Raw genomic sequence first — 20522 nt, forward strand, 5'->3', positions numbered from 1 at the left:
GCGTGTCCGCGAAGCCCTGACCGGCCCTCTTCGCGGACACGCCTCGCGTGGATCCCGGTGCGGGACCACGACAGGTCCTAGGACCAGGGGACGTCCGGCGAGCGGTAGAAGGTGATGTCCTGGGCCTCCAGGCGGGGTGCCTGGGCCGCCAGGCGGCGGCTGTACGAGGTCCAGCCGAGTGCGGCCTGCGGGGACCAGCCCAGTTCCGCCAGGCTCAGGAGCCGGGGGAAGGCCATGAACTCCCAGTCGGCGCGCGTCGCGACGGTCTCCGTCCACAGCGGGGCCTCCACCCCCAGGACCGCGGATTCGGGGACGCCGGGCAGGTAGGAGCCCGGGTTCCAGGAGTACGACCGCCGCACCGGGACGAAGCCGGCCCAGGCCAGGCCCGGCTTCGTGGCCAGGTCGTACTTCATGTCCAGGTAGAGCCGGTCCGCCGGGGACAGGATCAACGGGTGGCCCGCCGCGGCCGCCGTCGCCACCCGTGTCCTGTCCGCCGCCGGGGTGCGGTCGTGGCCCCAGTACTGCAGCACCGCGCCCGGCGCCGGACGGGCCGCCGCCAGCTGGTGCCAGGCGACCACCGTCTTCCCGTACCGGCCCACCACCGCCTGCGCCCGGTCCATGAAGGCCGCGTAGTCCGCGGCGGGCGTCGAGTGCGCCTCGTCGCCTCCGATGTGCAGGTAGCGGCCGGGCGTCAGCTCCGCCAGCTCGCCGAGCACCTGGTCGATGAACTGGTACGTCCGCTCCTTGCCGACGCACAGCGAGCTGAAACCGACCTTGATCCCCGTGTACCGCGCGGGGGCCTTGCCGTCGCAGTTCAGCTCCGCGTACGAGGCGAGCGCCGCGTTCACGTGCCCCGGCATGTCGATCTCCGGGACCACGTCGACGTACCGCTGCCCCGCGTAGGCGACGAGTTCCCGGTACTCGTCCTTCGTCCAGTGGCCGCCGGGTCCGCCGCCGACCTCGCTGCCGCCGCCGTACTCCGCCAGCCGCGGCCAGGAGTCGACCGCCAGGCGCCACCCCTGGTCGTCGGTCAGGTGCACGTGCAGGGTGTTGACCTTGTACTGGGCGATCTGGTCGACGTACCTCTTGACCTGCTCGACCGTGAAGAAGTGCCGCGCGATGTCCACCATCGCCCCGCGGTACGCGAACCTCGGCCGGTCGGTGACCGTCCCGCCCGGCACCGTCCCGGGGCCCGCCACCGGCAGCAGCTGGCGCAGCGTCTGCCCCGCGTGGAACAGCCCCGCCGGGGTCCGCGCGGTGAGGGTGATCCCGTCCGGGCGGGACTCCAGCCGGTACCCCTCGTCGCCGACCCCCTCCGTCTCCTCGTCGATCCGCAGCAAGATCCCGTCCCCGCCGGCCCCGCCGACCACGGGCAGCGGCAGCCCGCTCGGGCCGCGCAGCTGCTCCGCGAGGAGTTCACCGACCCGCCGGACCTCCTCGTCCGGCCCCGGGCCGGTACGGATGACCGTGCCCGGCCCGACGGCGTACCCGGGGCCTTCGGCGCTCGCGGAGACGGGTGCGGGCAGGAGCCGTTCGAAGGGGGCCAGGGCGGCGGGGGGATCGTCGCCGGCCCTGGCGTCGTCACCGCGGGCGTCGGTACACGAGACGGAGACACCGAGGGCGCCGAGGACGAGGAGGGTGCCGAGCGTGCGTCGCAGGACTCTCATGAGGCAGGTATAGGCCAAGTGGGCCGTCCTGGCCGGTGCGAGAATCATCGGATGGCGGAAATCATCCAGAAGGACGGCACTTGGACCTTCGACGGGGACACGGTGCGCATCGTGCCGGGCCGCGACAAGGGGGTGGGCCCGTTGCGCCAGACGCTCGGCGAAGTGGCCGTGCCGCTGCGCGCGCTGGCCGGGATCAGCTTCGAGCCGGGGCGCAAGGCGGGCCGGCTCCGACTACGGCTGCGTGACGGCGCGGATCCTCTGCTCCAGGTGACCGGCGGGCGGCTGTCGGAGGCCTCCGACCCGTACCGGCTCACCGTGGAGCAGGACCGGACCGGGGTGGCGGAGTACTTCGTGGACGAGGTGCGGGCCGCGCTGCTGCTGGAGCAGGTGGACACCGGCCCCACCCGTGAGTACCTGCTGCCGGGTCCCGCGGTGCCGATCACGGTGGCCGCGGGCGACGGGACCGTGGCCTTCGACGGGGACCGGGTCACCCTGGAGTGGAACTGGACGGCCGAGGAGGCCAAGCGGTCCGGCGGGACGCGGGGCTTCGGCCTGGCCGACCTCCGGACGGTGGAGTGGTCCCCGTCGAAGGGTCTGAGCAACGGCTGGCTGCGCTTCCTCCCGGTGGGCGTCGCGTCGGCCGCCGCGCCCAAGTACGACCCCTTCACGGTGGAGCTCTTCGGTTTCAAGAACGACCCGCTGATGGCGCTGGTCGCGGCGGCGGTGGCGCTGCGGCTGCCCCACCCGGCGGCGGCCGCGGCCGACGGCGCCCCCGCCGCGGTCCCCGTCCTCAGTGCGGCCGCGGCGCCGCCGGAGGAGACCGCGGCGGACCACGACACGCTCCTGCGCCGCCTGCGCGAGCTCGGCGAGATGCATCAGACGGGGATCCTCACGGCTGAGGAGTTCACGGCCGCCAAGCAGGCCGTTTTGCGGCGTTTCTGACCGGATCCATCCATTCCGCTGGTCCATACCAGAAGGATCCTGCCCGGATTCGGGCAGGATCTTTTGCATTCGGCGCCATCACCCGCCAGTATCTACGGGTGCTCGATCGCCGCCCGTCGCATGACGACCTCGTCGACCACCTGGTGCGCAGCACCGCGCTGCAGCGCGGCGAGGCCGCCCGGGTGGTACTCGACGTGCTCGCGTACTTCGACGAGACGACCGAGGAGTTCGTCCGCCGCCGCCACCGGGAACTGCAGTCCGGCGGAGCGGTCAACGCGGAGATCTTCGAGCGGATCGCGGCCGAGCTGCCGCACCGCGCCGTGGCGCCCTCGGAGCTCTCGCTCCGGCAGCTGCGCCGCATCGTCTACGGCTGAGCGGCCGCCGCACGCGGCCGCGGACGAGTACAGAACCGAACTTCAGGAGGGGCAGAACCGTATGTGTGGAATCGTCGGTTACATCGGCAAGCGTGACGTGGCACCGCTGCTGCTGGAAGGCCTGCAGCGACTGGAGTACCGCGGATACGACTCCGCGGGCATCGTCGTCAACAGCCCGAAGGCCCCGGCCCTCAAGGCCGTCAAGGCCAAGGGTCGGGTCCGCGAGCTGGAGTCCCGCGTCCCCAAGCGCTTCGCCGGCACCACCGGCATCGCCCACACCCGCTGGGCCACCCACGGCGCCCCGAGCGACGTCAACTCGCACCCGCACCTGGACCCCGAGAACAAGGTCGCCGTCGTCCACAACGGCATCGTCGACAACGCCTCCGAGCTGCGCGCCAAGCTGGAGGCCGAAGGCGTGGTGTTCGCCTCCGAGACCGACACCGAGGTGATCACCCACCTGATCGCCCGCGCCCAGGCCGACACCCTCGAGGAGAAGGTCCGCGAGGCGCTCAAGGTCATCGAGGGCACCTACGGCATCGCCGTGATGCACGCCGACTTCGCCGACCGCATCGTGGTCGCCCGCAACGGCTCCCCGGTCATCCTCGGCATCGGCGAGAAGGAGATGCTCGTCGCCTCCGACGTCGCCGCGCTGATCGCCCACACCCGCCAGGTCGTCACCCTCAACGACGGCGAGATGGCCACCCTCAAGGCCGACGACTTCCGCACCTACACCACCAGCGGTACGACGACCACCGCCACGCCGGAGACCGTGGAGTGGGAGGCCGCCTCGTACGACATGGGCGGCCACGACACCTACATGCACAAGGAGATCTCCGAGCAGCCCGACGCGGTCGACCGCGTGCTGCGCGGCCGGATCGACGACCGCTTCAACACCGTCCACCTGGGCGGCCTGAACCTGGACCCGCGCGAGGCGCGCGGCATCCGCCGGGTCAAGATCCTGGGCTGCGGCACCTCGTACCACGCGGGCCTCATCGGCGCCGGCCTCATCGAGGGCATGGCCCGGATCCCCGCGGACGCCGAGCCGGCCTCCGAGTTCCGCTACCGCAACCCGGTCGTGGACCCCGACACCCTGTACATCGCGGTCTCCCAGTCCGGTGAGACGTACGACGTGCTCGCGGCCGTGCAGGAGCTCAAGCGCAAGGGCGCCCGCGTCCTCGGCGTGGTCAACGTGGTCGGCTCGGCGATCGCCCGCGAGGCCGACGGCGGCGTGTACGTGCACGCCGGCCCCGAGGTCTGCGTCGTCTCCACCAAGTGCTTCACCAACACGGTCGTGGCGTTCGCGCTGCTCGCCGTGCACCTGGGCCGGATCCGGGACCTGTCGGTCACCGACGGCAAGCGGATCATCGAGGGCCTGCGCAAGCTGCCCGCGCAGATCCAGGAGATCCTCGACGGCGAAGAGGACATCAAGAAGCTGGCCGCCGAGTTCGCCGAGGCCAAGTCGATGATGTTCATCGGCCGGGTGCGCGGCTACCCGGTGGCGCTGGAGGCCTCCCTGAAGCTCAAGGAGATCTCCTACATCCACGCCGAGGCCTACCCGGCCTCCGAGCTCAAGCACGGTCCGCTGGCGCTGATCGAGCCCTCGCTGCCGACGGTCGCGATCGTCCCGGACGACGACCTGCTGGAGAAGAACCGCGCGGCGCTGGAGGAGATCAAGGCTCGCAGCGGCCGCATCCTCGCGGTCGCCCACCGCGAGCAGGAGAAGGCGGACCACACCATCGTGGTCCCGAAGAACGAGGACGAGCTGGACCCGATCCTGATGGGCATCCCGCTCCAGCTGCTGGCGTACCACACGGCCCTGGCCATGGGCCGGGACATCGACAAGCCGCGCAACCTGGCGAAGTCGGTCACGGTCGAGTAGCCGACCCGCCCCACCACGTGAGGAACCCCCCTGCGCACCGCGCACGGGGGTTCTCCATGTGGTGCTCAGCCCGCGGCGACCGCGCCGCGCCCCGCCCTGCCGAGGGCCATCGGCCAGTGCGCCAGGGCCGCGGTGGCCCCGTACCAGGCCAGCAGGCCGGCCACGGCGGCGACCCAGCCGCCGGCCTTGGCGAGCCCGCCGCTGCCCGCGAAGGTGCCTATCGCCAGCAGGAGCAGGGACAGGGTCAGCAGGGCGTAGACGCCCTGGCTGAACAGACCGCTCGCGGCGGCGACCGTGAGGGTCAGCGCGAGCAGCGCGAAGAGGACAAGAAACGCTCCGGCGGCTTCGTCGGAGACCGAAGCTCCCGCGCCCTTGGCCCACGTGAACCAGAAGATGCCGATGCCCGCGAACGCGGTGCCGTTGAACCCGTTGCCGCCGCGGTACTCCAGGAGCCCGAGGAGGAAGAGGGCGACGCCGCCGACGTACATCGCGAGCGATACGGAACTGGCAGCGGTCACGCCGTCGATGACGCCGGTGTGGCCGATACCGAATGCGAGAAGGGTCAGACCCAGGGCGATGTTCCCCAGGGTCGAAGTCGAGGCCGTGCTTCCCGCAGAGACACCATTGTCCACGGCGGGCTCCCTTCGATCTGCAGTTGTTTGCTGCGTCCCAGCAGCATTTATCTACCCTTTACACGGGTGCATAACCCACAGCACCCGCCCCAACGCGCGCGGTCACCTGGTCGAGATGGGGAGTCGCCGACCGGATCGGCCACTCGTTCGGGGGATCGTCGGAAAATCCGGGCGGACAGCGAAGAACACGGCGTTACGGTCGCGTCATGACGACACCACGGATAGCCGAGAATGCCGGGCACGCCGCCCGGTACACCTTCAGGCTTCGGGTGCCATCCACTGCCCGTGCCTCTCTGCTGGGCGAGTGGGACGGATCCGGTGGATCTGGAACGAGTGCGTGGCCAAGTCCAAGCAAGTCCACGCATGGAACAAAGCCAGGCCCGACGGCATGGACAAGCGCACCGGCGGTCCCGCGCAACTCGACAAAATACTGACCGAAGCCCGGAAGGCGAACGCCTGGCTGAGAGAAGGCGGCTCGGTCCCGCAGCAACAACTGATATGCGACTTCGGCAGGTCCAGGGCCAAGGCGCAGAAAGACATCAGGGACCGCCTACCCATGGCGCGTCGAGCCGGGATGCCCAAGTACAAGAAGAAGCGTGAGGCCGCCCCGTCGCTGAACTACACAAAGCGCGGCTTCCGCCTGAAGAACGGCGCTCTGCACCTGGCCGGGGGGATCATCCTGACGGTGGTGTGGTCGCGCAAGCTGCCCGCCGACCCGTCCAGCGTGCGCGTCTATCAGGACAGCCTCGGACACTGGTACTGCTCATTCGTCGTCCCCGTCCAAGCCGAGCTGCTGCCTGCCACCGGGCGGGTGATCGGTATCGACTGGGGCGTGCGCGAGACCGCGACCACCACCAGCGACACCCACGATCTGCCGCACGCCGAGTACGGCAGACGAGCCGCCGCGAAGCTGACCCGGTACGACCGGATGATGGCCCGCCGGAAATCCGCAAAGGGGCGGGCAGCGTCGAAGGGCCACCGCAAGGTGAAGAGGCAGCGCGCCAAGCTGCACAAGAAGGTCGCCCGGCAGCGGCAGGACACAGCCCGCAAGTGGGCCAAGTCTGTGGTCCGCGACCACGACGCCCTTGCGATGGAGAATTTCCGGCCGAAGTTCCTCGCGAAGACCACCATGGCCAGGAAGGCCGCTGACGCCGCCATCGGCGCCACCAAGCAAGCCCTGATCGAAATGGGCCGCAAGCACGGACGCACCGTGCACCTGGTACACCCCGCGCACACCACGATGGACTGCGCGCAGTGCGGAGCGAGAGCCAAGCACGCACTGCCGCTGGGAGAGCGCACATACACCTGCACCGCGTGCGGGGCCGTGTCCCCACGGGACAAGAACTCCGCGCGCGTGATGCTCGTCCGGGCTGGTCTGACCCCGGTTGGCATTGATCGTGGAAGACCTCCCGAGGCGCCGCCCCGGGAGGCTGCGTGAGCCAGAAAATCCCCTCCCTTCAGGGAGGGGAGCAGTCAAGGAATGACAACGACGGGTCGCTGTGCGCGCTTGGCCAGCCGGCCGGCCACCGAGCCGAAGATCCGGCCCACGATGCCGTGCGTCGATCCGACCACGATGGCGTCGGCCGAGTACTCCCGGCCGACCTCCTCCAGCTCGTGGCAGATGTCCCCGCCCCGCTCGACCAGGATCCACGGCACCTCGGACAGATAGTCCGCGCAGGCCAGCTCCAGCCCGAGCACCTCGGTGCGGTGGTCCGGCACGTCCACGAACACCGGAGGCTCGCAGCCGGCCCACACGGTGGTGGGCAGCCGGTTCGCGACATGGACGATGATCAGTCCGGATCCGGAGCGGCGGGCCATACCGATCGCGTACGCGAGGGCGCGCTCACTGGAGGTGGATCCGTCGAATCCCACAACGACTCCGTGCCGGAAGGCCGGATCGCAGTGCAGGCGTGTCTGTTCCACCGCGCGCAGATCGGCGGCCGACGCGGGGTCGGCGAGGCGTTTGCGCTTGCGGTCCGCGGGATCGGAGAATTCGTGACCGGCCATGGGTGTCTCGGCGAAGAGGTCCTTGGAGGAAGCAACAGGGGCGAATTTCGGCGACGCTGGGTGACGGAGCTCTGTCCGGGAAGCATCTTCCCAAGCCCATACCCACCAGGGTACGGCGACACTCCTGTCCTGCACAGGGCAGCACAGGGCTTGCCGCCCTAGGAGAGCGTCCCAGGGAGCATGCCGGAGTGAGCGCGCCTTGGCAATGTCCGCTGTCCCCTACAGCCAGTGACATTCCGGCTCGTTGCCACCCGTGCGCGCAGTGACCGAGCCCGACCCGGCCGCGTTGGGCATGCGACCGACCGTCCAGGAAGAGCCCGCAGGGAGTACGCCGTGCCCGGCCATCCGGTTCACCCCGTCCAGCCAGCCCAGCCGACGCATTCCATCCACTACGCCGACACCGTCGCGCAGTACCCCGCCTCCGCCCGCCCCGCTCTTCACCCGTCCGTGCGTCCCGCCGGGCGCCGTCACGACGACCCCGCGGGTGACGTCGTGCGCTGGGCCGCCTTCAGCTGCCTGCTGGTCCCCGTGGTCCTCGTCGTCTACGGAACATCCTTCGGCGGGGCGGCAGTCGCCACCCTCGGCCTGCTCGCCGTCACGGCCGCGTGCCGGGTGCTGCTGCGCCAGTCGGAGAGGACACTGCGGGCCACGGCCCGGGTCCGGTCGGAGGACCGGATTCCGCCCGGCCACCGGGGCCGGCACTCGCGCGGCGGGTCCGGGACCCACCGGGCGTGCGGACGTTCCGAGCCCGTGTCCCCGCACGACTGACTCATTCGCACACCCACACCCGCACGTTTTCAGCCAACTTCCCGACAGGGTGCCCCCCTTGCCGGAATGTCCCCCCAACCCCCCTACCACCAGCGACGACAGACGCCGGGGGGTGTCTCGACCCTACGGGTACTGGCCACGGCCGGACGTGACGCACCTCCGGCAGGTAGCGGAGCGGAACGCTTCCTGATCGAATGCTTTTCGCCAAGTTGAGAAGTCGACATAGCGGTGCGTGCTGAACTTGTCACGCCGACACCACGGGACGCAGTAGATTCGATCATGTATTTACGGCGGGGGATCCACGTGCAAGGCCGAGGGGAAACGTGCAGGTGCGACCAGACCAAGGAGTCGCGACACCCAAGGGGGGCTTAGCGCCATGAGCCAGGATTCCACCGCCGTCGTCGCAGACGCCGGCCGGAAGCTCGCGGGGCGTCGCCGCAGGGAGATCGTCGCGGTGCTGCTCTTCAGCGGCGGACCGATCTTCGAGAGCTCCATTCCACTCTCCGTGTTCGGCATTGACCGGCAGGACGCGGGAGTTCCACGCTACCGATTGCTCGTGTGCGCCGGTGAGGACGGTCCGCTCAGGACCACCGGCGGACTCGAACTGACCGCGCCGTACGGGTTGGAGGCGATCGCCCGGGCAGGCACGGTCGTCGTGCCCGCGTGGCGTTCCATCACTTCACCACCGCCCCCCGAGGCGCTCGACGCACTGCGTCTGGCGCACGAGGAGGGAGCCCGGATCGTCGGACTGTGCACGGGAGCCTTCGTGCTCGCCGCCGCCGGTCTGCTGGACGGCCGGCCCGCGACGACGCACTGGATGTACGCGCCGACGCTGGCCAAGCGGTACCCGTCCGTCCATGTCGATCCGCGCGAACTGTTCGTCGACGACGGCGACGTGCTCACGTCCGCGGGCACCGCGGCCGGAATCGACCTGTGCCTGCACATCGTGCGCACGGACCACGGCAGTGAGGCGGCCGGGGCTCTGGCCCGCCGGCTCGTCGTACCGCCGCGCCGTTCGGGCGGCCAGGAGCGGTATCTCGACCGGTCGCTGCCGGAGGAGATCGGCGCCGACCCGCTGGCCGAGGTCGTCGCCTGGGCGCTGGAACACCTCCACGAGCAGTTCGACGTGGAGACCCTGGCGGCCCGCGCCTACATGAGCAGGCGCACCTTCGACCGGCGGTTCCGCTCGCTGACCGGCAGCGCGCCGCTCCAGTGGCTGATCACCCAGCGGGTGCTCCAGGCACAGCGGCTGCTGGAGACCTCCGACTACTCGGTCGACGAGGTCGCCGGCCGCTGCGGGTTCCGGTCGCCGGTCGCCCTGCGCGGGCACTTCCGGCGGCAGCTGGGGTCCTCCCCAGCCGCCTACCGCTCCGCCTACCGGGCACGGCGGCCGCAGGCCGACGTGGCCCAGGTGTCCCAGCTCTCGGAGAGCCCGGTCCCGCACCAGCGCACTCCGCAGCCCCAGCGGGCGGCGGCGGCCCTGGCCGCCACGGGCCCGACGGTGACCGAGCTGTACGCCCCGGGCCGGGTCCTGCGGGAACACGCGTAACCCTCACAACGGGTACGGCAAGAGAAGGTCCTCCATCGGTCACCTCCGATGGGGGACCTTCCGCGTGTGCGGCCGGCGACGTGCGATCAGCTCCCCGGATCCCGGGGACCGCATAAGGTGGGACACATGAACGATCGCATGGTGTGGATCGACTGCGAGATGACCGGGCTCTCGTTGACGGACGACGCACTTATCGAGGTGGCCGCACTGGTCACCGACTCGGAGCTCAACGTGCTCGGCGAAGGCGTGGACATCGTGATCCGCCCGCCGGACACCGCCCTGGAGACCATGCCCGACGTGGTGCGCGAGATGCACACGGCCTCCGGACTGCTCGACGAGCTGGCCGGCGGGACCACCCTCGCCGACGCCGAGGCCCAGGTCCTCGCGTACGTACGGGAACACGTCAAGGAACCCCGCAAGGCCCCGCTGTGCGGGAACTCGGTCGGCACCGACCGCGGCTTCCTGCTGCGCGACATGGCCGCGCTGGAGAGCTACATGCACTACCGGATCGTGGACGTGTCCTCGGTCAAGGAGCTGGCGCGCCGCTGGTACCCCCGGGCGTACTTCAACAGCCCCCCGAAGAACGGCAACCACCGGGCGCTGGCGGACATCAAGGAGTCCATCGCCGAGCTGCGCTACTACCGGGAGGCGGTCTTCGTCCCGCAGCCCGGACCCGACTCGGACACGGCGCGGGCCATCGCCGCCAAGCACGTCCTGCCCGGCGGATAGCCACCCCGGAGCGAGGGCGGCGAGAAGGGGGGAGCGAGCACCCTCCCGGACCCTGTACCCTTTTCTTCGGCCGGTCGGTTCTCCGACCGGACATGGTGGGTGTAGCTCAGTTGGTAGAGCACCTGGTTGTGGTCCAGGTGGCCGCGGGTTCAAGTCCCGTCACTCACCCTGCGAGAGGGCCCGGTCCGCGAAAGCGGACCGGGCCCTCTGCGTTTACGTCGGCGCCTCGCCCTCGCCCTCGCCCTCGCCCTCGCCCTCGCCCTCAGGACGATTCGCGGACCACCAGCCGGTTCGGCAGCACGACGGCCGCCGCCCCGCCCCCCGGCTTCCCCGAGATCCGCTCCAGCAGCACGCGCGCCATGGTCCGGCCCATCTCCTCGATCGGCTGCCGGACGCTGGTCAGCGGCGGGTCCATGTGCCGGGCCACCACCGAGTCGTCGAAGCCGACCAGCGCCACGTCCTGCGGGATCCGGCGCCCGGCCGCGCGCAGCTCCCGCCGGGCGCCCGCCGCCATCACGTCCGAGGCCGCGAAGACCGCGTCGAGCCCGGGGCGGCGCTCCAGCAGCTCCCGCATGGCCCGGCGGCCGCCGTCCTCGGTGAAGTCGCCGACGGCGATCAGCGGCTCGTCGACGGGGTGCCCGGCGGCGGCCAGGGCCTGGCGGTAGCCGTCGAGGCGGCACTGGGCCCCGTACACGTCCAGCGGGCCGGTGATCGTGGCGATCACGCGGCGGCCCCGTCCGAGGAGGTGGCGTACGGCCTCGGCGGCGCCCGCCAGGTTGTCGGAGTCCACGGAGGGCAGGGGCTCGGCGGCGGAGCGCCGGCCGCTGATCACCGTCGGGATGCCGAGCTCGGCCAGCAGGTCGGGCAGCGGGTCCCCGGCGTGGACGGAGACGAGGAGCACCCCGTCCACGCGGTGCCCGGACAGGTACTGGGCGAGGCGGCGGCGCTCGCGGTCGCTGCCGGCCAGGGTGAGGACGAGCTGGACGTCGGTCTCCGCGAGGGCGGCACCGACCCCGCGGACCACGTCCGAGAAGTACGGCTCGGCGAAGAAGCGGGCCTCCGGCTCGGGAATCACCAGCGCGACGGCGTCGGTACGGTTGGCCGCGAGGGCGCGCGCGGCGCGGTTGGGCACGTACCCCAGCTCCGCGACGGCCGCCTCGACCACCGCCCTCGTATGCTCGCTGACCTTGGAGGAACCGTTGATCACCCGGGAGACCGTGCCGCGCCCGACTCCGGCGCGTGCCGCGACCTCCTCCAGGGTCGGCCGTCCCCCGCTTCGCCCGTGCCCGCTCATGGCTTCCTCCCAGTTGTGAATCTACCTCTTGACGACCGTGGGAGCGCTCCCACACTGTGGCACACGACACCCGGCACGTTCCGTCCTCCAGGGAGGCCCCAGATGCGAGCCCGAAGAAATCTTGTCACCACGGCCGGACTGCTCGGCGCGGCGGCCGTCCTGCTCGCGGGATGCGCGCAGGACCCGGCCGAGACCCCCGGGAAGGGCGCACCGGCCGGCGGCAAGGGCCAGACCACCCTCACCGTCGGGGTCTTCGGGGCCTTCGGCCTCCAGGAGGCCGGGCTCTACGACGAGTACATGGCGCAGAATCCCGGGATCCGGATCGAGCAGACCTCGATCGAGCGCAACGAGAACTACTACCCCCAGCTCCTCACCCACCTGGGCACCGGCAGCGGGCTCGCCGACATCCAGGCCGTCGAGGTCAACAACATCGCCGAGATCACCTCCACGCAGGCCGACAAGCTGGTGGACCTGGGCAAGGCGCCGGGAGTGGACAAGGCCTCGTACCTGCCGTGGAAGTGGGCTCAGGGCACGGCGAGCGCGGCGAAGGGCGGGGCCACGGTCGGCCTCGGCACCGACATCGGGCCGCAGGGGATCTGCTACCGCAAGGACCTCTTCGAGGCGGCGGGCCTGCCGGGCGACCGGGCGGCGGTCGGGGCGCTGTGGGCGGGCGACTGGAACAAGTACCTGGAGGCGGGTAAGGCGTACAAGGCGAAGGCGGGCGAGGGGAAGGCCTTCGTGGACTCCGCCTCGGGCGTGATGGCGGCGGTGACCGGGAGCAGCGCCCAGCGGTTCTACGACGAGCAGGGCAAGGTCGTCTACAAGACCAACCCGGCCGTGCGCGGGGCCTTCGACCTGGCGGCCTCCTTCGCCACCGAGGGGCTGAGCGCCAAGCTCCAGCAGTTCACCCCGGCCTGGGACCAGGGCTTCGCCAACGGCACCTTCGCGACCGTCTCCTGCCCGGCCTGGATGCTCGGCTACATCCAGGACAAGGCGGGCCCGGCGGGCAAGGACAAGTGGGACGTGGCGCCGGCGCCGAAGCCGAGCAACTGGGGCGGCTCGTTCCTGGTGGTGCCGAAGGCGGGCAAGCACGCCGAGGAGGCGGCGAAGCTGGCGGCCTGGCTGACGGCTCCGGCGCAGCAGGCGAAGCTCTTCGAGAAGCGGGGCAGTTTCCCGAGCGCGAGCGCCGCGTACAAGCTGCCGACGGTTTCGGGCGCGCAGCACGCCTACTTCGGCGGCGCCCCGATCGGCGAGATCTTCGCGAAGGCGGCCGAAGGGATCCCGGTGACGGTGGTCGGCCCGAAGGACCTGGTGATCGCACAGAACCTGGCGGACATCGGGATGCTCCAGGTCGACCAGAAGGGCCGCAGCCCGCAGGAGGGCTGGGAGGCCGCGGTGAAGGCGATCGACAACGCCCTGGACCAGTGAGGCGCCCGTGACGGACGAGACGGCTGTCCTGTCCCCCTCGTCCTCCCGCTCCGTGCGGGGGGACGAGGGGGACGGCCGGGGCCAGGTGTGGCGCTCGCGCCGCTACCGCTGGGACCTGCGCTGGAGCCCGTACGCCTTCGTGGCGCCCTTCTTCCTCTTCTTCGCCGCCTTCGGGCTGTTCCCGCTGCTGTACACGGGCTGGGCGGCGCTGCACCAGGTGGAGCTGACCGATCCGGACTCCATGACGTGGGTGGGGCTGCGCAACTTCACCCGGCTGTGGGACGACGAGTTCTTCTGGAACGCGCTGCGCAACACCGTCACGATCGGGCTGCTGTCGACGGTTCCGCAGCTGGCGATCGCCCTCGGCCTGGCGCACCTGCTCAACTACAAGCTGCGCGGCTCCGCCTTCTTCCGGGTGGCGGTGCTCACCCCGTACGCGACCTCGGTGGCCGCGGCCACGCTCGTGTTCGTGCTGCTCTTCGGCCGGGACTACGGGATGGTCAACTGGGCGCTGTCGACGGTGGGTTTCGACGCGGTGGACTGGCAGAACGGCACCTTCGCCTCGCAGCTGGCGGTCTCCACCATCGTGATCTGGCGGTGGACCGGCTACAACGCGCTGATCTACCTGGCGGCCATGCAGGCCGTACCGGGTGAGCTGTACGAGTCCGCGGCGCTGGACGGGGCCTCGCGCCTGCAGCAGTTCATCCACGTGACCGTGCCCTCGCTGCGGCCGACGATCTTCTTCACCTGTGTCGTGTCGACGATCGGCGCGACCCAGCTGTTCGGCGAGCCGCTGCTGTTCAACGGCGGGGCGGGCGCCACGGGCGGCTCGGACCACCAGTTCCAGACGCTCGGGCTGTACCTGTACGAGCAGGGCTGGGTGAACCTGCACCTGGGGCGTGCCTCGGCGATCGCGTGGGCGATGTTCCTGATCCTGCTGGTCATCGCGGGCGCGGCGCGGCTGCTGCGCGGACGGGAGGCTTCCCGATGAGGTCCTTGCGCGCGGGCAGGCTCACGTACGCGGTACTCGTCCTGTTCACCGCCGGCTCGCTCTTCCCGCTGGTGTGGACGGCGATCGCGGCCTCCCGCAGCAACACGAGGCTGGCGCAGACCCCGCCGCCGTTCTGGTTCGGCGGGAACCTCGGCCGAAACCTCCAGGTCGCGTGGACCGACGCGAACATGGGCGCGGCCCTGCTGAACACGGTGATCGTGGCGAGCACGGTGGCGGCCGGGACGGTCGTCTTCTCCACCCTGGCGGGCTTCGCCTTCGCCAAACTCCGCTTCCGGGGCCGCCGGCTGCTGATGTCGCTGGTGGTGGGGACGATGCTGATCCCGCCGCAGCTGAGCGTGGTCCCGCTGTACATGCTCATCGCCCGGCTGTCGTGGACGGACCGGCTCCAGGCCGTGATCCTGCCGACCCTGGTCTCCGCCTTCGGGGTCTTCTTCATGCGGCAGTACCTGGCCCAGGCGCTGCCGTCGGAGCTGGTGGAGGCGGCGCGCACGGACGGCGCGAGCTCGCTGCGGATCGTGTGGCACGTGGTGTTCCCGGCGGCCCGCCCGGCCATGGCGGTGCTGGCCATGCTGACCTTCGTCATGGCCTGGAACGACTTCTTCTGGCCGATCGTCGCGCTGACCCAGAACGGCAGCCCGACGGTGCAGGTGGCCCTGACCGGGCTGGGCCGGGGCTACGTCCCCGACCAGTCGGTGATCATGGCGGGTGCGCTGCTGGGCACGCTCCCGCTCCTGCTGGTGTTCCTCGTCTTCGGCCGCCAGATCGTCGGCGGCATCATGCAGGGAGCAGTGAAAGGATGACGACTGTGCCGATGGAGAGCGTGCGGTTCCCGGAGGGGTTCCTCTGGGGCACGGCCACTGCGGCCTTCCAGATCGAGGGGGCCGCCGGACTGCGGGGGCCGTCCATCTGGGACACCTTCTGCCGTACGCCCGGCAAGGTGTACGGCGGCCACACGGGCGACGTCGCCGTGGACCACCACCGGCTGTGGCGCGAGGACGTCCGGCTGATGGCCGGCCTCGGGCTCGGGGCGTACCGGTTCTCGGTGTCCTGGCCGCGGGTGCTCTCCGGCGGGATCGGCTTCTACGACGCGCTCGTCGACGAGCTGCTCTCGTACGGGATCAAGCCGTGCGTGACCCTGTACCACTGGGACCTGCCGCAGGAGCTGGAGAGCGCGGGCGGCTGGCCCGAGCGGGAGACGGCGTACGCCTTCGCCGGGTACGCCGAGCAGGTCGCGAAGACACTGGGCGACCGGGTGGAGCTGTGGACCACCCTCAACGAGCCCTGGTGCAGCGCGTTCCTCGGCTACGCCTCCGGCGTGCACGCCCCCGGCCGCACCTCCCCCGCCGACTCGCTGCGCGCCGCCCACCACCTCAGCCTGGCGCACGGCCTGGCCGCCGCCGCCCTGCCCGCCTCGGCGCGGGTCGGGATCGCGCTCAACACGAGCGCCGTACGGCCGCTGACCGGCTCGGCGGCCGACCTGGACGCCCGGCGCCGGATCGACGCCCTGGCCAACCGGATCTTCACCGGGCCGCTGCTGCGCGGGGCGTACCCGCAGGACCTGCTCTCGGACACCGCCGCGGTGACGGACTGGTCCTTCGTCCGCCCCGGCGACGAGGCGCTGATCCACCAGCCGCTGGACTTCCTCGGCGTGAACTACTACACCCCGGCGGTGGTTTCGGCGGCCCCCGGCGGGAGCGGCCCGCGCGCCGACGGCCACGGGGCCGCGGAGCACTCCCCGTGGCCCGGCGCCGACGCGGTCGCCTTCCACCAGCCGCCGGGCGAACGGACCGACATGGGCTGGGCGATCGACCCGACGGGCCTGTACGACCTGCTGATGCGCTTCACCGAGGAGGCCCCCGGCCTGCCGCTGCTGGTCACCGAGAACGGGGCCGCGTACGCCCCGGACCTGCACGACCCCGAACGCATCGGCTACCTGGAGGCCCACCTGGCCGCCGTCCACCGCGCCCTGTCGGACGGCGCCCCGGTGCGGGGCTACTTCCTGTGGTCGCTGCTGGACAACTTCGAGTGGGCCTACGGCTACAGCAAGCGCTTCGGCATCGTCCACGTGGACTACGAGACCCAGGCCCGCACCCCGCGCTCCAGCGCCCGCTGGTACGCCCGACTGGCCCGCGACGGCGTCCTCGGCACCCGGTGACGTACCCGGCCGGACAGGAGCTAGGGCGAGGAGTGCACCGCGGCCAGACCCTTCGCCAGCTCCTGCGCGTTCATCACCGGACCGACCTCGACCTCAGCGTTGAACTCGTGGAACAGGTCCCATGTCAGCGCCGGCATCAGCGTGCTGTCCTGGAGGTCGAAGACGATCCAACAGGAGCGCACTCCCTCGTGCAGCCCGAAGTAGGCCGCCTCCGGCTTCACCTTGTCCATCAGCGTCTTGATCGCCTGGGGCAGGGCGCCGGTCGTGATGCCCTCGTTGGTGGCGGCAGTGTCCAGGTGGGCGCGGAGCATGACTTTCATGCGTGGCTCCTTCCGTCAAGCCCACCCTCGGCGCGGGTCGGGGGCGCGGCAATATTTGCGCCCCCGTCCGTGCGTCAGGCGCCCTGGACGTGGAAGTTGAAGTCGGTGTGGCCGAGGGTTCCCATCAGGCGGAGCCAGACCGGCAGGAGCATCTCGGTGCCGCGCGCCGCCTCGATGCCGCCGAGGTCGAGGATGCTCCGCTCCGGCCAGCCGAAGGAGTGGAGCAGCTCGCGTGCGGCCTTCTTCGCGTCCGCGTCCTCGCCGCAGACGAAGACGTGGTGCTCGCCCTCGACCCGGGCCGGGTCGACCATGATCCGGCAGTTCATCGTGTTCAGCGTCTTGACCACCCGCAGCCCCGGGAAGGTGCGCTGGATCAGTTCGCCGAGGCTGTCGGTGTTCACCGGGTCCAGGCTCGGCGGGAAGCCCTGCGAGAAGTCGAGGGGGTTCGCGATGTCGATCAGGACCTTGCCGTCGAGGTGCGCGGCGTCCGCCTCCGTCAGGGCGGCGATGCTGACCTGCCCGCCGGTCGCGTTGACCAGGGTGTCGCCCTCCCGCGCGGCCTCCGCGAAGGCGGCCAGCCGCACCCGCGGCTGCCCCGCCTGCCAGCCGGCGTACTCCTCGCGGGCCGCGGTGGCCGCGGGGTCCCGGGTCCCGACGACCACGTCGTGGCCGAGGTCGGCGAGCCTGGCGGCCACCGTCCGGCCGACGATCCCGGTGCCGAGGACTGCGTAGCGCATGCCTGATTCCTTCCGGTCAGCGGTGGCCGGCGCCGGTGGGCGCCGCCCGTTCCAGGATCCCCACGTCGTAGAAGAACCGGTAGCGGTTCGGGGCATCCGGCAGGAACCAGTGGAGGCCCTCCTCGAAGAACACGGCCACCAGGTTGACGGCGATGACCGCGCCCAGGAAGCCCAGTACGAACAATCCGGCCGTCCGCAGGGCCCCCGGCCTGGCAGCCGGGACGGAGCTGTCCGTCGTCGAGTGGCCGAAGGACAGGGCGATGCCGATGGCGACCACCGAGGCCTGGAAGAGGAGCCACGCCCACACGTACAGGTGCAGGCCGAGCACCTCGCTCCCGTACCCCTTGTCCTTCGGCAGGATGTGCAGCATCGTCTGCCGCCAGGACGCGAAGGAGCCGGCGATCAGCGCGACCAGGGACATGCCCCAGCCCATCATGTAGTCGCGGCTGGTCACCGCGCCGTACGCGAGTGCCGTCCGGACGATGTACGCCGCTCCCATCGCCGCCAGCAGCATGAACATCCGCTGCACGATGCAGAGCGGGCAGGGGTGCTCCCACAGTGCGAACTGGTGGAAGAGGCCACCGCAGACCACACCTGTCCAGCCGATGGCGAAGAAGCAGGCGAACCAGTACTGGACCCGGCCGAGCAGGCTGCCCGTCGGCGTCTCCTCCGGGAGGAGGGTGTGCATCACGGCCACCGTCAGTAGCTCAGGGTCAGGGCGAGGCTGCTGTTGACGTGGTGCGCCATCAGCAGGATCACGGCGAGCAGCATGGTCCACCACGCGCCCAGCATGAACGTCCGGGACGTCTCCCGGTACATGGCGATCAGCGTGGCGAGGAGGCCGCCGAAGATGAGGGTGTCCATGCCGCGGACCGTATCGACGGACGGACATACCGCCCACGAGGCGCGCCCCCGGCCCTCCTGCGTTACGTCAGTTGCTGCGCCGCTTGCGCCGGCCGTGCCGGGTTCGCACGCCGCCCGTGCCGAGGGTCCGGCCGTCCAGGGCGATCCAGACCCGCACCTCGGTGCCCCCGAGGACCGAGCGTCCCAGCCGGACGTCGCCGCCGGTCGACTCCGCGACCCTGCGCACGATGTCCAGGCCGAGGCCGGTCGAGCCGTCCCGCCCGCCGTCGTTGCCGCGGCGCAGGGCGGCGTCCGGGTCGGCGATGCCGGGGCCCGCGTCCGAGACGAGCACGATGACCGCGTCCGAGGCGTCGTGGACGTCCACCGCGAAGGGGGTGCCCTCGGGCGTGTGCCGGAAGACGTTGCCGAGCATGGCGTCGAGGGCGGCGGCGAGTTCGGGCCGCGCCACCGGGATCCGTACCGTACGGTCCACCCCCGCGAGCCGCACCTCGCGGCCCTCGTCCTCCGCGAGCGCCGACCAGAAGGCCATCCGGTCGCGGATCACCTCGGAGGCGTCGCACCCGGCGCCGGCTCCGGCGCCCGTGGCGGCGGGCGCGCGCTGTTCCCGGGCCGTGCGGATGATGGTGTCGACCTCGCGCTCCAGCTGCTCCACCGCCGCGCGGGTCTGCTCGGCGGCCGGACCGTCCCCGAGCGAGGCCGCGTTGAGCCGCAGCACCGTCAGCGGCGTCCGCAGCCGGTGCGACAGGTCGGCGGCCAGTTCCCGCTCGTTGGCGAGGAGTTCGACCACCTGGTCCGCCATCGCGTTGAACGCGACGGCGGCCGACCGGAGTTCCTTGGGTCCGCCCTCCGGAACCCGGGCCCCGAGCCGGCCCTCGCCCAGCTGGTGCGCGGCGTCCGCGAGCCGCTCGGCCGGCCGTACCAGCCGGGCGCCGAGGCGGTCGGCGACGGCCACCGAGCCCACGATCAGGGCCAGGGCGACGCCCGCGAGCACGAGCCAGGCGGTCGCGACGCCGTTGCTGACCTCGCTCTCCGGTACGAATACCTCCACCACGGCGATGTCCCCGGAGCCCAGGGCGGTCGGCTGGAGCAGCGTCGAGCCCCCGCCCGCCACCTTGGTCGTGGTGGCGCGCCCGATCCGCCGGGTCTCCGCGACGGCGCGCTCGCCCGCCCGGCCCGTGCCGATGTCCACGGGCCCGCTGTCGCCGATCGCGGGCACGTGGACGGCCATCCGCCGGGCCGCGCCCATCTGCGTGGACTCCACCGCCTTGCGCAGCTGCACGGCGTCGGTGGTGATGGACAGCGTCGGTCCGATGGTCGCGGCCTGCCGCTCGGCGTTGGAGAACGCCCGGTCGCTGGCCATCTCCTGGACGACGAGCCCGAGCGGCACGGCGAAGGCCACGACCACCATGGCCGTGACCGCGAGGCACACCTTGACCAGGGCCCACCTCATCGCGGCATCACCGGGGTGGCTCCAGCTTGACCCCGACACCCCGCAGGGTGTGCAGGTAGCGCGGGCGGGCGGCCGTCTCGCCGAGTTTGCGGCGCAGCCAGGACAGGTGGACGTCGATGGTCTGGTCGTCCCCGTACGACTGCTGCCAGACCTCGGCGAGCAGCTCGCGCCGGGCCACGACCACACCGGGCCGCCCGGCGAGGAAGGCCAGCAGGTCGAACTCCCGCCGGGTGAGGTCGAGCACCGTCCCGTCGAGTTCGGCCTGGCGGCGCAGCGGGTCGATGGCCAGCCCGCCGACGCGCAGGACCCGCGAGGGGGGCTCCGCGCCGGCGGCGGCGCGCGAGCGGCGCAGGACGGCGGCCATCCGGGCCGAGAGGTGCTCCACGGAGAAAGGTTTGGTCAGGTAGTCGTCGGCGCCGTCGTTGAGCAGCCGCACGATCTCCGCCTCGTCGTCGCGCGCGGTCGCGATGATCACGGGCACGTCGGTGATGCCCCGCAGCATCTTGAGCGCCTCCGACCCGTCGAGGTCGGGCAGCCCGAGGTCGAGGATGACCACGTCGAAACCGTGGTGGGCGACCTCGCGCAGCGCCTCCAGGGCGGTGCCGACGCTGCGCACGGTGTGCGAGGCGTCGGTCAGGTGCCGGATGAGGGCGGAACGTACGAACTGGTCGTCCTCGACCACGAGCACACTTGCCATGGCCCGCACGGTAGCCCA

General features: G+C 71.4%; 20 protein-coding genes, 1 tRNA gene and 1 pseudogene. 12 read left to right on the top strand and 10 right to left on the bottom strand.

Annotation, left to right across the window (positions count from 1 at the left end):
• Nucleotides 1-77: 77 nt before the first annotated feature.
• Entirely contained in the window at nucleotides 78-1667 is a 1590-nt protein-coding gene (locus tag OG737_RS09870) for a beta-N-acetylhexosaminidase (protein WP_405921429.1), read from the bottom strand.
• 51 nt (nucleotides 1668-1718) lie between these two features.
• Here OG737_RS09870 and OG737_RS09875 point away from each other — a divergent pair, with 51 nt between their 5' ends.
• The 3 genes from OG737_RS09875 (at nucleotide 1719) to glmS (ending at nucleotide 4862) form a co-directional block, all read left to right on the top strand.
• The gene (locus OG737_RS09875) at nucleotides 1719-2609 is read left to right on the top strand and encodes a DUF4429 domain-containing protein (RefSeq protein ID WP_405679924.1); all 891 of its coding nucleotides are present in this window, start codon (nucleotides 1719-1721) and stop codon (nucleotides 2607-2609) included.
• Nucleotides 2610-2707: 98 nt separating this feature from the next.
• Nucleotides 2708-2983 carry a hypothetical protein gene (locus OG737_RS09880; RefSeq protein ID WP_328925833.1) on the top strand — a complete coding sequence of 92 codons (276 nt, stop codon included), beginning with the start codon at nucleotides 2708-2710 and terminating at the stop codon, nucleotides 2981-2983.
• 61 nt (nucleotides 2984-3044) lie between these two features.
• Nucleotides 3045-4862: a glutamine--fructose-6-phosphate transaminase (isomerizing) gene (glmS, locus tag OG737_RS09885; RefSeq protein ID WP_328925834.1), complete on the top strand. Its 1818-nt coding sequence runs from the start codon at nucleotides 3045-3047 to the stop codon at nucleotides 4860-4862.
• Nucleotides 4863-4927: 65 nt separating this feature from the next.
• Here the strand turns inward: glmS and OG737_RS09890 are convergent, their stop codons facing one another.
• Entirely contained in the window at nucleotides 4928-5494 is a 567-nt protein-coding gene (locus tag OG737_RS09890) for an acetate uptake transporter (RefSeq protein ID WP_405921430.1), read from the bottom strand.
• A 206-nt stretch (nucleotides 5495-5700) separates the two neighbouring features.
• On the opposite strand from OG737_RS09890, the pseudogene OG737_RS09895 reads away from it, so the two are divergent.
• Nucleotides 5701-6932: pseudogene (locus OG737_RS09895) on the top strand (RNA-guided endonuclease InsQ/TnpB family protein).
• Nucleotides 6933-6967: 35 nt separating this feature from the next.
• Here OG737_RS09895 and OG737_RS09900 read toward each other — a convergent pair.
• On the bottom strand, nucleotides 6968-7501 hold the full coding sequence (locus OG737_RS09900) for a universal stress protein (protein WP_328925837.1): 534 nt from the start codon (nucleotides 7499-7501) through the stop codon (nucleotides 6968-6970).
• Nucleotides 7502-7834: 333 nt separating this feature from the next.
• Between OG737_RS09900 and OG737_RS09905 the strand changes: the two genes are divergently transcribed.
• The 4 genes from OG737_RS09905 (at nucleotide 7835) to OG737_RS09920 (ending at nucleotide 10715) form a co-directional block, all read left to right on the top strand.
• On the top strand, nucleotides 7835-8269 hold the full coding sequence (locus OG737_RS09905) for a hypothetical protein (RefSeq protein ID WP_405679922.1): 435 nt from the start codon (nucleotides 7835-7837) through the stop codon (nucleotides 8267-8269).
• A gap of 376 nt (nucleotides 8270-8645) precedes the next feature.
• The gene (locus OG737_RS09910) at nucleotides 8646-9818 is read left to right on the top strand and encodes a helix-turn-helix domain-containing protein (protein WP_328925838.1); all 1173 of its coding nucleotides are present in this window, start codon (nucleotides 8646-8648) and stop codon (nucleotides 9816-9818) included.
• Between the two features lie 126 nt (nucleotides 9819-9944).
• A complete protein-coding gene (gene orn, locus OG737_RS09915; protein WP_328925839.1) occupies nucleotides 9945-10547 on the top strand; it encodes an oligoribonuclease in 603 nt (200 codons plus the stop codon).
• A gap of 95 nt (nucleotides 10548-10642) precedes the next feature.
• Nucleotides 10643-10715 (top strand) — tRNA-His (locus tag OG737_RS09920).
• Between the two features lie 94 nt (nucleotides 10716-10809).
• Here OG737_RS09920 and OG737_RS09925 read toward each other — a convergent pair.
• Nucleotides 10810-11841 carry a LacI family DNA-binding transcriptional regulator gene (locus tag OG737_RS09925; protein ID WP_328925840.1) on the bottom strand — a complete coding sequence of 344 codons (1032 nt, stop codon included), beginning with the start codon at nucleotides 11839-11841 and terminating at the stop codon, nucleotides 10810-10812.
• A gap of 102 nt (nucleotides 11842-11943) precedes the next feature.
• Here OG737_RS09925 and OG737_RS09930 point away from each other — a divergent pair, with 102 nt between their 5' ends.
• Genes OG737_RS09930 through OG737_RS09945 form a run of 4 tightly spaced genes read left to right on the top strand, consistent with a single transcriptional unit; the run spans nucleotide 11944 to nucleotide 16436 of the window.
• Nucleotides 11944-13269 (top strand): ABC transporter substrate-binding protein, encoded by a 1326-nt coding sequence (locus tag OG737_RS09930; protein WP_405679921.1) that lies wholly within the window; start codon nucleotides 11944-11946, stop codon nucleotides 13267-13269.
• A 52-nt stretch (nucleotides 13270-13321) separates the two neighbouring features.
• Entirely contained in the window at nucleotides 13322-14260 is a 939-nt protein-coding gene (locus OG737_RS09935) for a sugar ABC transporter permease (RefSeq protein WP_328930274.1), read from the top strand.
• Nucleotides 14257-15081 (top strand): carbohydrate ABC transporter permease, encoded by an 825-nt coding sequence (locus tag OG737_RS09940; protein WP_405679920.1) that lies wholly within the window; start codon nucleotides 14257-14259, stop codon nucleotides 15079-15081. Before OG737_RS09935 ends, OG737_RS09940 begins: the two co-directional genes overlap by 4 nt.
• Nucleotides 15078-16436 carry a GH1 family beta-glucosidase gene (locus tag OG737_RS09945; RefSeq protein WP_328925843.1) on the top strand — a complete coding sequence of 453 codons (1359 nt, stop codon included), beginning with the start codon at nucleotides 15078-15080 and terminating at the stop codon, nucleotides 16434-16436. The genes OG737_RS09940 and OG737_RS09945 overlap by 4 nt, the downstream gene beginning before the upstream one ends.
• 20 nt (nucleotides 16437-16456) lie before the next feature.
• Here OG737_RS09945 and OG737_RS09950 read toward each other — a convergent pair whose 3' ends face one another.
• The 6 genes from OG737_RS09950 to OG737_RS09975 all read right to left on the bottom strand — a co-directional run bounded on the left by OG737_RS09950 (nucleotide 16457) and on the right by OG737_RS09975 (nucleotide 20504).
• A complete protein-coding gene (locus tag OG737_RS09950) occupies nucleotides 16457-16756 on the bottom strand; it encodes a hypothetical protein (protein ID WP_328925844.1) in 300 nt (99 codons plus the stop codon).
• Between the two features lie 74 nt (nucleotides 16757-16830).
• On the bottom strand, nucleotides 16831-17493 hold the full coding sequence (locus OG737_RS09955) for an NAD(P)-binding domain-containing protein (RefSeq protein ID WP_328925845.1): 663 nt from the start codon (nucleotides 17491-17493) through the stop codon (nucleotides 16831-16833).
• Between the two features lie 16 nt (nucleotides 17494-17509).
• A complete protein-coding gene (locus OG737_RS09960) occupies nucleotides 17510-18181 on the bottom strand; it encodes a disulfide bond formation protein B (RefSeq protein ID WP_405679919.1) in 672 nt (223 codons plus the stop codon).
• 11 nt (nucleotides 18182-18192) lie between these two features.
• Nucleotides 18193-18357: a DUF5993 family protein gene (locus OG737_RS09965; protein WP_328925847.1), complete on the bottom strand. Its 165-nt coding sequence runs from the start codon at nucleotides 18355-18357 to the stop codon at nucleotides 18193-18195.
• 67 nt (nucleotides 18358-18424) lie between these two features.
• Nucleotides 18425-19807, bottom strand: coding sequence for a HAMP domain-containing sensor histidine kinase (locus tag OG737_RS09970; protein WP_328925848.1), 1383 nt, complete (start codon nucleotides 19805-19807; stop codon nucleotides 18425-18427).
• A gap of 7 nt (nucleotides 19808-19814) precedes the next feature.
• Complete coding sequence (locus tag OG737_RS09975) at nucleotides 19815-20504, bottom strand: response regulator transcription factor (RefSeq protein WP_328925849.1); 690 nt, start codon at nucleotides 20502-20504, stop codon at nucleotides 19815-19817.
• Between the last annotated feature and the right edge of the window lie 18 nt (nucleotides 20505-20522).

It is taken from the genome of Streptomyces sp. NBC_00122, assembly GCF_045160845.1.
Taxonomy (GTDB): Bacteria; Actinomycetota; Actinomycetes; order Streptomycetales; family Streptomycetaceae; genus Streptomyces.

What these genes read in the sequence shown, in the direction of transcription:
- OG737_RS09870 (WP_405921429.1), bottom strand. Translation starts at nt 1,667, where the DNA reads ATGAGAGTCCTGCGACGCACGCTCGGCACCCTCCTCGTCCTCGGCGCC.
- OG737_RS09875 (WP_405679924.1), top strand. Translation starts at nt 1,719, where the DNA reads ATGGCGGAAATCATCCAGAAGGACGGCACTTGGACCTTCGACGGGGAC.
- glmS (WP_328925834.1), top strand. Translation starts at nt 3,045, where the DNA reads ATGTGTGGAATCGTCGGTTACATCGGCAAGCGTGACGTGGCACCGCTG.
- OG737_RS09900 (WP_328925837.1), bottom strand. Translation starts at nt 7,501, where the DNA reads ATGGCCGGTCACGAATTCTCCGATCCCGCGGACCGCAAGCGCAAACGC.
- OG737_RS09910 (WP_328925838.1), top strand. Translation starts at nt 8,646, where the DNA reads ATGAGCCAGGATTCCACCGCCGTCGTCGCAGACGCCGGCCGGAAGCTC.
- orn (WP_328925839.1), top strand. Translation starts at nt 9,945, where the DNA reads ATGAACGATCGCATGGTGTGGATCGACTGCGAGATGACCGGGCTCTCG.
- OG737_RS09925 (WP_328925840.1), bottom strand. Translation starts at nt 11,841, where the DNA reads ATGAGCGGGCACGGGCGAAGCGGGGGACGGCCGACCCTGGAGGAGGTC.
- OG737_RS09930 (WP_405679921.1), top strand. Translation starts at nt 11,944, where the DNA reads ATGCGAGCCCGAAGAAATCTTGTCACCACGGCCGGACTGCTCGGCGCG.
- OG737_RS09940 (WP_405679920.1), top strand. Translation starts at nt 14,257, where the DNA reads ATGAGGTCCTTGCGCGCGGGCAGGCTCACGTACGCGGTACTCGTCCTG.
- OG737_RS09945 (WP_328925843.1), top strand. Translation starts at nt 15,078, where the DNA reads ATGACGACTGTGCCGATGGAGAGCGTGCGGTTCCCGGAGGGGTTCCTC.
- OG737_RS09950 (WP_328925844.1), bottom strand. Translation starts at nt 16,756, where the DNA reads ATGAAAGTCATGCTCCGCGCCCACCTGGACACTGCCGCCACCAACGAG.
- OG737_RS09955 (WP_328925845.1), bottom strand. Translation starts at nt 17,493, where the DNA reads ATGCGCTACGCAGTCCTCGGCACCGGGATCGTCGGCCGGACGGTGGCC.
- OG737_RS09960 (WP_405679919.1), bottom strand. Translation starts at nt 18,181, where the DNA reads ATGCACACCCTCCTCCCGGAGGAGACGCCGACGGGCAGCCTGCTCGGC.
- OG737_RS09965 (WP_328925847.1), bottom strand. Translation starts at nt 18,357, where the DNA reads ATGGACACCCTCATCTTCGGCGGCCTCCTCGCCACGCTGATCGCCATG.
- OG737_RS09970 (WP_328925848.1), bottom strand. Translation starts at nt 19,807, where the DNA reads ATGAGGTGGGCCCTGGTCAAGGTGTGCCTCGCGGTCACGGCCATGGTG.
- OG737_RS09975 (WP_328925849.1), bottom strand. Translation starts at nt 20,504, where the DNA reads ATGGCAAGTGTGCTCGTGGTCGAGGACGACCAGTTCGTACGTTCCGCC.